Origin of the sequence: Tabrizicola sp. (assembly GCF_036781545.1) — a bacterium.
Classification (GTDB): Bacteria; Pseudomonadota; Alphaproteobacteria; order Rhodobacterales; family Rhodobacteraceae; genus Tabrizicola.
In genome coordinates this window covers 1-6,462 of the sequence record NZ_DAIQAT010000185.1, presented here as the reverse complement: position 1 = coordinate 6,462, position 6,462 = coordinate 1, and the positions used below count along the sequence as shown (strand labels likewise).

At 65.1% G+C, this 6,462-nt stretch carries 10 protein-coding genes; 4 read left to right on the top strand and 6 right to left on the bottom strand.

What is annotated here, in order from left to right; genetic code table 11:
- The 4 genes from ribF to V7Q39_RS18455 all read right to left on the bottom strand — a co-directional run.
- The coding region (gene ribF, locus V7Q39_RS18470; RefSeq protein WP_333818078.1) for a riboflavin biosynthesis protein RibF at positions 1 to 817 on the bottom strand (817 nt) is incomplete at its 3' end.
- A gap of 29 nt (positions 818 to 846) precedes the next feature.
- Complete coding sequence (locus V7Q39_RS18465; protein ID WP_333818079.1) at positions 847 to 1,290, bottom strand: MaoC family dehydratase; 444 nt, start codon at positions 1,288 to 1,290, stop codon at positions 847 to 849.
- Between the two features lie 118 nt (positions 1,291 to 1,408).
- A complete protein-coding gene (locus V7Q39_RS18460; protein ID WP_333818077.1) occupies positions 1,409 to 2,299 on the bottom strand; it encodes a TIGR01459 family HAD-type hydrolase in 891 nt (296 codons plus the stop codon).
- 99 nt (positions 2,300 to 2,398) lie between these two features.
- Complete coding sequence (locus tag V7Q39_RS18455) at positions 2,399 to 3,316, bottom strand: manganese-dependent inorganic pyrophosphatase (RefSeq protein ID WP_333818076.1); 918 nt, start codon at positions 3,314 to 3,316, stop codon at positions 2,399 to 2,401.
- Between the two features lie 142 nt (positions 3,317 to 3,458).
- On the opposite strand from V7Q39_RS18455, the gene relB reads away from it, so the two are divergent.
- Together relB and V7Q39_RS18445 are read left to right on the top strand one after the other, a co-directional pair.
- Complete coding sequence (relB, locus tag V7Q39_RS18450) at positions 3,459 to 3,683, top strand: type II toxin-antitoxin system RelB family antitoxin (RefSeq protein ID WP_333818075.1); 225 nt, start codon at positions 3,459 to 3,461, stop codon at positions 3,681 to 3,683.
- A complete protein-coding gene (locus tag V7Q39_RS18445) occupies positions 3,667 to 3,936 on the top strand; it encodes a type II toxin-antitoxin system RelE family toxin (RefSeq protein ID WP_333818074.1) in 270 nt (89 codons plus the stop codon). The genes relB and V7Q39_RS18445 overlap by 17 nt, the downstream gene beginning before the upstream one ends.
- A gap of 42 nt (positions 3,937 to 3,978) precedes the next feature.
- Here the strand turns inward: V7Q39_RS18445 and V7Q39_RS18440 are convergent, their stop codons facing one another.
- Positions 3,979 to 4,716 (bottom strand): N-acyl homoserine lactonase family protein, encoded by a 738-nt coding sequence (locus V7Q39_RS18440; protein ID WP_333818073.1) that lies wholly within the window; start codon positions 4,714 to 4,716, stop codon positions 3,979 to 3,981.
- On the bottom strand, positions 4,713 to 5,711 hold the full coding sequence (locus V7Q39_RS18435; protein ID WP_333818072.1) for a TraB/GumN family protein: 999 nt from the start codon (positions 5,709 to 5,711) through the stop codon (positions 4,713 to 4,715). The genes V7Q39_RS18440 and V7Q39_RS18435 overlap by 4 nt, the downstream gene beginning before the upstream one ends.
- A gap of 186 nt (positions 5,712 to 5,897) precedes the next feature.
- Between V7Q39_RS18435 and V7Q39_RS18430 the strand changes: the two genes are divergently transcribed.
- Positions 5,898 to 6,185 (top strand): co-chaperone GroES, encoded by a 288-nt coding sequence (locus tag V7Q39_RS18430; RefSeq protein WP_333818071.1) that lies wholly within the window; start codon positions 5,898 to 5,900, stop codon positions 6,183 to 6,185.
- A 60-nt stretch (positions 6,186 to 6,245) separates the two neighbouring features.
- Positions 6,246 to 6,462 (top strand): TCP-1/cpn60 chaperonin family protein (locus V7Q39_RS18425; RefSeq protein WP_333818070.1); only part of this gene is annotated, 217 nt, incomplete at its 3' end.

The window sequence follows — 6,462 nt, the reverse complement described above, 5'->3', positions numbered from 1 at the left end:
GCGCGACCGAGATGTGATGGCCGTAGAGGTCGCCCTTGAAGTCGAGGAGATAGGTCTCAAGGTTCGGCACCTCACCGGCGAACATCGGCCGCACACCCAGACTGGCCGCGCCCATGTAGCTGCCGGCATGGGGGCCGGTCAGCACGTCGACCTTGACGGCATAGACCCCGAAGCGCGGCAGGTGCAGGTCCGCAAGCGCCATGTTGGCGGTGGGGAATCCCAACTCACGGCCGCGTTTTTCGCCATGGATCACCTCGCCCTCGATCCGGTGCAGGTGGCCCAGCATGTCGGCGGCATCGCGGGGCCGCCCATCGGTCAGCGCTTGGCGGATCGCGGTGGACGAGACCTCGCGCCCGGCGATTTCCACCAGAGGCGCGATGGTGGTGGCAAAGCCGAAGCGCTCGCCAAGGCGGCGCAGGTCCGGTGCGGTGCCGGTGCGGCCCTTGCCGAAGCAGAAGTCGGCGCCGACGACGACATGGGAAATGCCCAGCCCTTCGGCCAGCACGTCGCGGGCGAATTCCTCGGGGGTCAGGGCGGCCAGCGCCCGGTTGAAGGGAAGCTGGAACAGGTGTTCGACGCCCAGCTTCGCCAGCCGGTTCGCCCGCGCCTCGGCGTTCATCAGGCGGAAGGGCGGGGCGTCGGGGGCGAAGAACTGGCGGGGATGCGGCTCGAAGGTGATGATGCCAAGAGGACCCCGGTCGCGGGCGCGGTCGATCACCGAGCGGTGGCCGAGATGCACGCCGTCGAAATTGCCCATGGCGCAGGAGGCGCCCCGGGCACTTGGGTCAAGCCACTGGAAGTCCTGATGAATCTGCATTCGCGCCCTTGCAGGGGGCGTCTGCCCCGTCAGTCGAACTTGCGGCTGGGCGCCAGAACCAGCGCCTCGCCCTTCAGGACAACGGTTTTACCCACCGAGGCGAGGGTTTCAAGGGTGACTCGGCGTTTCGCATGGTCGATGCCGATGACGGTGACTTCGGCGCGGACCATGTCGCCGGGGCGGACGGGGGCCATGAACTTCAGGCTTTGGCCAAGATAGACGGTGCCGTGGCCGGGAAGCTGCTCGCCGATGACGGCCGAGATCAGGCCGGCGGTCAGCATCCCATGGGCGATCCGGCCTTCGAAGATGGTGTCGCGAGCATAGGCGTCGTCGAGGTGGACGGGGTTGCGGTCGGTGGAGACTTCGGCAAAAAGCTCGATATCCCGGTCGGTTATCACCTTCATCAGGTGGCGGGACATGCCGATTTCGATGTCCTCGATGCAGATCGTGCCGCGGGGCATGTTGTCGAGCATGGGGGCCGATTCCCTTCCGGTCATAGCAGGACCGTAGCACATGCTGCGGCGCAGAACAATCGTCTGCGCAAGAATTGTTCAATCGAGTGATGCTCGGTGAATGAAAGTTGCCCTGCCGTCAGCGCAGCCGACCCATGGCGAAGGTCGGAGACAGTTCGCGCGTGGTGAGCCACGCCTCCAGCCTTGCGGCTTCGGGGCTTTCGACATCGGTGCCGAACTGCGCGGCTTCAAGCCCCCCGGTGATGAAGAGCGTATCCAGCCCCTCGCCGATACCTCCTTGAATATCCGTGGAAATCCCGTCGCCGATGCAGAGGATCTGCGGGTCGGCCGGAACCCCGGCTTCGGCAAGGCGGCGGCGGGCGAGATCGTAGATCGGGGGGTGCGGCTTGCCGAAATAAAGCGCGGTGCCACCGATCTGTTCATAGGCCTGCGCCAGCGCGCCCGCGCAGTAGACGCGCTTGTCGCCCATGTCGACCACGATGTCCGGGTTGGCGCAGAGCATGGGCAGTCCCAGTGTTTTCCCCAACAGAAGCGCCGCGCGATAGTCGTCCGGGGTCTCCGTCAGATCGTCACGCAGGCCGGTGCAGACGATGCCTTCGGCTTCTTTCAGCGGGACGCGGATGATCGGCGGCTGGGTCGCGGCATAGGCGGCGAGATCCTCGGCGAAATCGGTGAAGAAAGGCTCATCCTTCGGTGCGCCGATGTGGTGGACGCGGCGGCCCACGGCGCCCGAGAGCATTCCCATCTGCGCGGCATCGCCCGAAGTGACCACGATGTCCCAGGCGTCGCGCGGGACGGAAAGGCCGTCCAACTGCTTGACAACGCTGGATTTCGGGCGCGGGGCGTTGGTCAGGAGAACGACCTTGCCGCCGGTCGCCCGGAAACCCTGCAGGGCCGCCACCGCCGCCGGGAAGGCCGCGTGGCCGTTGTGCAGGCAGCCCCAGAGATCGCAGAAGACGGCATCGTAGCGGCCGGTGAGGTCGGCAAGCGAGCGGATGATTTCGGTCATTCGGTGCCCTTTCGGTGCGAAACCGGCAGTCTGGATTCGGTATGGATCGCGTCTGGTTTCCGTCCATACGCGCGTATGGACGGAAGGTCGCGCAACACCCTAGAGCTTCAGCGCCGGGATGATCTGCTTCTTACGGCTCATGACGCCGGGCAGGACCACGGTGTCGCCGGTGACTTTCGCGCCGAAGGACGCCTCGGCCAGTTGCTTGACCAGATCGTTCGGGACGAGGAGGGTCGCTTCCTCCTTGAGGATGTCGACGACGAAGAGCAGCACCTGATCGGCGCCGTCTTCCTTCGCCACACCCTCCATCGAGCGCATCAGGCTGTCCTTGCGGTCGAGCACCAGCTTGGGCGCGGTGGTCTCCAGCACCGAGACGCGAAGCTCCTTCCCGGCGACGTTGTATTCCTTGGAATCCATCCGCAGCAGTTCGGCGTCAGAGAAGGCGGAGACGTCGGACTTGGCCTCGAACATCTGCGTCGCCAGGTCCGGGATCGAGACCCGCAGGTCGGCGGCCAGTTTTTCGGCCACGGCACGGTCATGCGGCGTGGTGGTGGGCGAGCGGAATTCCAGCGTGTCGGACAGGATGCAGGAGAGCATCGCGCCCTTGATGCCCGTCGGCGCCTTGGCCAGCGTGGTGCCCATCAGGTCGTGCAGGATGGTGGCGGTGCAGGCCAGCGGGCGGATGGTGATGTCGATCGGGGTCTTCGTTTTCAGCCCGCCAACCAGCATGTGATGGTCGATGATGCCCTGGATCCTGGCCTCGTTGACCGAGGGGGGCAGTTCGGCGGGGTTGTTGGTGTCGACGATGACGACGCTGTCTTCGGCGGTGACATCCTGGATGATTTCAGGCTTGTCGAGGCCCCAGTGCTTCAGGACGAAGGCCGCTTCGGTGTTGGGTTCGCCCAGCAGGACGGGCTTCGCCGGGGTGCCGATCTCGGTCAGATACCAGGCCCAGATGATGGGCGAGCCGGTGGAATCGGTGTCGGGGGATTTGTGGCCGAAGACGAGGGTGGTCATGGGCGGAACCTTCAGGGCTGATTTCGCGCGGTGTATAGGTTGCGATGGCGGCATTGTCACGGGCCGATGGGCAGGGTTGCATGTGCGGGCGGGATGCCATACATGTATGACGTGCATGACATGTATGACAAAGGGGGCTGCGATGCTGTCGGTCAGATTGCCGGAAGAGCTTGAACAACGGCTGGAGGCCCTTGCCAAGGCCACCGGGCGCAGCAAGACCTATTATGTGCGCGAGGCGCTGATCGAAAAGATCGAATATCTGGAAGATCTCTATCTGGCGGAAGCGGTGATGGAACGTCTGGCGAGCGGCGAGGAGAAGACCACGCCTTTGGCCGATGTGGAGCGTGAGCTTGGTCTGGCAGATTGAAGTTTCCGACGCAGCGAAGAAGCAGCTTGCCAAGATGGGCCGCGTCGAGGCCAAGCGGATCACTTCCTTCCTTCGTACCCGTATTTCTGTCTTGGACAACCCCCGGCACCTGGGTGATGCCTTGCAAGGGGCGCGGTTGGGCGGGCTCTGGCGCTATCGGGTGGGGGACTACCGCATTCTGGTCGATATCCGGGACGAGATCGTGACCGTTCTCGTGGTCGGCATCGGTCACCGCGGCGAAGTGTATCGCTGACGTCGAAGCCGCCCTGCCGGTGGTTTCCTCAAGGGTCGGCCTCTACCATGCCTGCGGAGCTTTGGGCAGCAGGGGCCATTGGCTCGGCTCGTGACCGTAGATCAGCAAGGCCCCGGGCGGGGCGAGAGACAGGAGCCTTTCCGCCGAGGTTTTCGCAGCAACAGGGTCGTCGGCGTCGGCAAAGTCTTCGGCGGGTTCCGAGATCCGGTTGATCGCATCGGCGGCAAGGATGACGTGGCGGTCGTCGGGAAGGGTGAGAAGGGCCGAGAGGTGCCCCGCGGTATGGCCGGGGGTGGGGATCAGGGTCAGCCCCTCACAGACCTGGGCATCGGTGTCGATCAGGTGATAGGTCGCCTTGGGCCAGGCGATCGGGCGTGCGCTGCCGAAGTAGAGGGGAGCCGGTTCGGCGCGTTCGCGGGCGGTCATGACGATGGGGGCATGGGCGAAGCGGGGCAGCGAGCCGACATGGTCGATATGGCCGTGGCTGAGGATGACCAGGTCGATATCCCCGGGCGTCAGGCCCAGAAGCGCCAGCGCGCCCTCGGCGGTCTGCTCGGGGCGATAGTCCAGCAGGCGGCCGAAGCGGGGCAGGCCGTCCTGTGCGGGGCGATCCGGGTCGGTGAGGTAGGCAGGCGGGAAGCCGGTGTCGAAGAGGATGTTCGCGCCCCGGTCGGTCTGCATCAGGAAGCCGGGGATGCCGATGATACGCTCGCCCCCGCGTACTTCGAAGAGGCCGAGGTCGAGGACATGGAGCCGGGAAAGCTGGCCCGGAAGAATCACGGGTTCAGCTCTTCCAGGGTGAAGCCCTGCTTCTGCAGCAGGTTCAGCACCCCGTCTTGCCCCGACAGGTGCAGCGCCCCGAAGGCGGTGAAGACCGGGCCCTGTTCAGCGGCCCCGGTCAGCACCGGAATCCAGGCGCGGTTGCGCGCGGAGGCGACGATCTCCTCCATCCGGGCGAATTCAGCGTCGACCTCGGCGCGGGTGTAGCCGGGCTGGTCGTAGCCGATGAAGCGCATCAGCTCCCAGGCCGCGCGGCTTTCCCCGGCGAAATAGCCGTCGACGAGGGTGGTGAAGTAATCCTCGCCCTGCGGCTCGATGGCGAGGGTGGAGACCAGCATCTCGGTCAGCTCGGCCTCGGTCAGGCTGCCGAAGATCCTGAACAGCGTGTCATAGGGTTCCAGCGCGCGGACCGGCACCCCGGCCTCTTGCGCCGCCTTGATGACCAGCCGGTCCAGTCCGTCGGGTTCCTGCGTCATCTGCAGCATGGCGCAGGGCGGGATCGACAGCAGCGTCAGCACATACCAGGGCTTGAACTTCGCGGTCATGAAAGCCGGGATGCCGCGGGCGGACATCGCATCGGAGAGCTGCGCCCAGACCTCGGGCGGGAGTTGCTGGTTGAGCGTTGGGCCTTCGGTGATCACCATGGTCGAGGGGTCGCGGGCGATCTGCGCCTTCAGCGCCTTTTCCTCCTCGGGTCCGGCCTCGACCAGCACGACGCTGGCCCCGGTGATCGCGGGCATCAGCGCGGCGAGGTTGGCGGCGTGGCGGGGGTCGTCGAAATGGTAGGTCCCGGCCAGGGTGATGACCTGATCCCCTTTGGTGGCGCGCCAGAAATTGCCCTTGGCGAAGGGCACCGCATCGGCGGCGGCCTGGATTTCTGCCCGGCGGGCCGGGTCCATGGCATCGAAGAGGTTCCGGCCGACACATTCGGCGGCAAGGGGCGCGGAGACGAGGACGCCAAGCGCGAAGGAAAGGGTGGCAAGAAGGCGGGACATGCGGGCAATCACCATTGGGGCGGTCGGGCCGCAATGGTGGCATCCGGCCCGGAAAAGGCAATGCGAAAAGCCGGGGCGCGGGTGTTGACTTGCAGCGAGGCATCGCCTACCTCAAGCCGCGTTGGCACTCATACGATGTGAGTGCTAACCGAGATCAAAACCTGGAAACTCAAGGGAGTACCCCAGATGGCTTTCAAACCGCTGCATGACCGTGTCCTGGTCAAGCGTATCGAATCCGACGAAAAGACCAAGGGCGGGCTGATCATCCCCGACACCGCCAAGGAAAAACCCGCCGAGGGCGAGATCGTCTCGGTCGGCGAGGGCGCCCGCAAGGATTCGGGCGAACTGATCGCGCCGTCGGTCAAGGCGGGCGACCGCGTCCTGTTCGGCAAATGGTCGGGCACCGAAGTCACGCTGAACGGCGAAGAGCTGCTGATCATGAAGGAAAGCGACATCCTCGGGATCATTTCCTGAGGGGTGGTGGGCGGATCGCCCATCCTACGCAATCCATAACCCATTCAAGGAGCTATCATAATGGCTGCTAAAGACGTCAAATTCGACACCGACGCCCGCGACCGGATGCTGCGCGGCGTGAACATCCTGGCCGATGCCGTCAAAGTCACCCTCGGCCCGAAAGGCCGCAACGTGGTGATCGACAAGTCCTTCGGCTCGCCCCGCATCACCAAGGACGGCGTCACCGTCGCCAAGGAAATCGAACTGGCCGACAAGTTCGAGAACATGGGCGCGCAGA

Bases quoted from the DNA above. Each gene is read 5' to 3' on its own strand.
- V7Q39_RS18460 (WP_333818077.1), bottom strand. From the start codon at position 2,299: ATGACCGAAATCATCCGCTCGCTTGCCGACCTCACCGGCCGCTACGAT.
- relB (WP_333818075.1), top strand. From the start codon at position 3,459: ATGCTGTCGGTCAGATTGCCGGAAGAGCTTGAACAACGGCTGGAGGCC.
- V7Q39_RS18435 (WP_333818072.1), bottom strand. From the start codon at position 5,711: ATGTCCCGCCTTCTTGCCACCCTTTCCTTCGCGCTTGGCGTCCTCGTC.
- V7Q39_RS18430 (WP_333818071.1), top strand. From the start codon at position 5,898: ATGGCTTTCAAACCGCTGCATGACCGTGTCCTGGTCAAGCGTATCGAA.
- V7Q39_RS18455 (WP_333818076.1), bottom strand. From the start codon at position 3,316: ATGACCACCCTCGTCTTCGGCCACAAATCCCCCGACACCGATTCCACC.
- V7Q39_RS18465 (WP_333818079.1), bottom strand. From the start codon at position 1,290: ATGCTCGACAACATGCCCCGCGGCACGATCTGCATCGAGGACATCGAA.